Origin of the sequence: Actinomadura logoneensis, assembly GCF_003428695.1 — a bacterium.
In the GTDB taxonomy this organism is placed as follows: domain Bacteria; phylum Actinomycetota; class Actinomycetes; order Streptosporangiales; family Streptosporangiaceae; genus Spirillospora; species Spirillospora logoneensis.
Genome location: NZ_QURH01000648.1, coordinates 1 through 2581, shown reverse-complemented (window position 1 = coordinate 2581; position 2581 = coordinate 1). Strand labels below are relative to the sequence as shown.

The window sequence follows — 2581 nt, the reverse complement described above, 5'->3', positions numbered from 1 at the left end:
GCGTCGGCGAGGGCGGGGCCGCGCCAGAGCGCCAGGGCCTCGCGCAGGGCGGCGGCGCGATCGCGGGGGTCGGGTGTGCCGCGGGCGGTCCGGAGGCGGGCCTCGAAGTCGTGCGCGTCGATGACCTCGGGCGGGACGTCCAGCCGGTAGCCGCCTTGCGCCGACCGGATCACGTCCCGGCCGATCAGGGCGCGCAGCCGCGAGACCAGCGACTGCAGGGCGTTGGGGGCCGCGGCGGGCGGATCGTCCTCCCACAGGTCGTCGATCAGCCGCTCGGAGGGGATCGTCCGGCCGGGTTCCAGCGCGAACCGGACCAGCAGCACGCGCAACCGCGCCCCGCTGATCTCGACCCGCTCCCCGCCCACGGCGCCGCCGCGTGAGCCGTTCTCGGCGCGTGAGCCGTCCCCGCCGCGTGAGCCGTTCTCGACGGGCCGGGCGTCTTCGTGGGGCGGGGCGGGTTGCTGGGGGGCGGCGCCGGAGAGGGATGCCGGCGCCGGGGCGCGCACGGTGGAGAGGCCGTCCCCGCGCCGGACCTCGACCGGCCCCAGAATCCCTATCCGCACGCCCCGATTGTCCACGAAAAGCCGGCACCTCCGCGTCGGGCGACACCCCGGAAGGCGTCACCGAGCGGAAAGACGGAACCCCCGACGCGCGGTACGGCGCGCCGGGGGTTCCGTCACCCGGAGGCGGACGGGAGGTCCGCCGGAGTCGGCGTCAGGACGCCTTCTGCCTGGGCTTGGCGTCGTCCAGCGCGGCCAGCTCGAAGTCGGCGCGCGGCTGCTCGACGGTGGCCAGCGAGACGGTCTCGCGCTTGAGGAACAGCGCGAGCGTCCAGTCGGCCAGGACCCGGATCTTCCGGTTGACGGTCGGGACCATCAGACCGTGGTAGGTCCGGTGGAAGAACCACGCGGGCCAGCCCTTGAGCTTGAAGCCGAGCGGGTTCGCGACGCCCTTGTGCAGGCCGAGTCCGGCCACGGCGCCGAGGTTGCCGTGGACGTACGGCTTGAGCGACTTGCCGCGCAGCGAGCGGACGATGTTCGCGGCCAGCACCTTGGACTGCCGCAGCGCGTGCTGGGCGTTCGGCGGGCAGAACATGCCCTCCTGGGTGAGGTCCGGGATGGCGGCGTTGTCGCCCGCGGTGAACGCGCGGACCATGCCCTCGATCGTGAGGTACTCGGTGCCCTTGATGCGGCCCCGCTCGTCCAGCGGCAGGTCGGTGTGCCGCACCACCGGGGACGGCTTCACGCCCGCGTTCCAGACCAGCGTCCCGGAGGCGAACCGGCTGCCGTCCGACAGCTCGATCTCGCCGCCGACCGCCGACTGCAGGAAGGTCTTCAGCTTCACGTCGATGCCGCGGCCGCGGAGCTGCTCGGCGGTCCACTTGCCCATGTCCGGCCCGACCTCGGGGAGGATCCGGTCGGACGCCTCGACGAGCACGAACCGCAGGTCCTGCGGGGTGATCTTCCGCATGTACTTGGTGGCGTCGCGGACCATGTCCTCGACCTCGGCGATCGCCTCCACGCCCGCGAAGCCGCCGCCGACGAACACGAAGGTCAGCGCCTTGCGGCGGATCTCGACCTCGTCGGTGGACTCGGCGACCTCGAGCTGCTCCAGCACGTGGTTGCGCAGGTGGATGGCCTCACCGACGGTCTTGAGGCTGAAGCCCTCCTCGGCCAGGCCGGGGATGGGCAGGATCCGCGGGACGGCGCCGGCCGCCATCACCAGGTAGTCGTAGGTGATCCGCTCCGGAGGTCCGGCGAGCGGCTGCACGATGGCCCAGCCCTCGTCGTGGTTCAGCTCGGTGACCCGCGCCTTGCGCACGGTGCACTTGGGGAGCACCCGGCGCAGCGGGACGACGACGTGCCGCGGGGAGATGTTCCCCGCCGCGGCCTCGGGAAGGAACGGCTGGTAGGTCATGTACGAGTTGGGGTCGACGACCGTGACCTTGACCTCGCCCCGCTTGAGTTCCCGCTTGAGCTTCTTCTGAAGCCGCAGAGCGGTGTACATGCCCACGTAGCCGCCGCCCACGATCAGGATGTGGGGAGCGCCAGGGGTGCCCTCGGCGGTCCTGGCCATCGCGGCCTCCTCGTTTCACGCTTGGCTTGTGAAGGTATTCACAAGCTACCTCCGGGTTTGCACTGCCATGAATCTCCAACAAGGCAAAGAAGGACAGTTGTTTCCCGTCCGGCAAACTCGGACCGTTGTAACCGCGTGAAACAGGTCACGTCTTTACCATCTTACGGGACCCGTGGGACTCATCTCACACGTGCGCCGCCACCGGGGGCGGCACGCGCGAGCGCGTTCCCGGAGCACCGAAAGACCCGATCCACCCCGCCGGAACCCCTAGGGTTGGGGCGGACGTGGAAGGGGGCGCCGGCCTGGGCTCGCGCACCGCCGAGACGAAGGGAAACGCGGTGGAGCGCGGCGTAGCATCTCGCCCGGGAGCGTATCGACGATGAACAGCCTGTCTCCGAGGCGACGCAGCCACATGAGCGACAACGCACAGCCCCGCACGAGCGCACCGGCCCGCCCGGCCGCGGACGCGCCCCGGCCGGAGGCGCGCGGCACGTCCGCGCCCCGT

Annotated in this window: 2 protein-coding genes; both read right to left on the bottom strand. The window is 71.6% G+C overall.

Annotated features, from left to right (window positions below; all coding sequences use genetic code 11):
• The coding region (locus DZF91_RS42250) for an AfsR/SARP family transcriptional regulator (RefSeq protein ID WP_235834540.1) at window positions 1-563 on the bottom strand (563 nt) is incomplete at its 3' end.
• A gap of 151 nt (window positions 564-714) precedes the next feature.
• Entirely contained in the window at window positions 715-2076 is a 1362-nt protein-coding gene (locus DZF91_RS25110; RefSeq protein WP_117359703.1) for an NAD(P)/FAD-dependent oxidoreductase, read from the bottom strand.
• Window positions 2077-2581 lie beyond the last annotated feature (505 nt).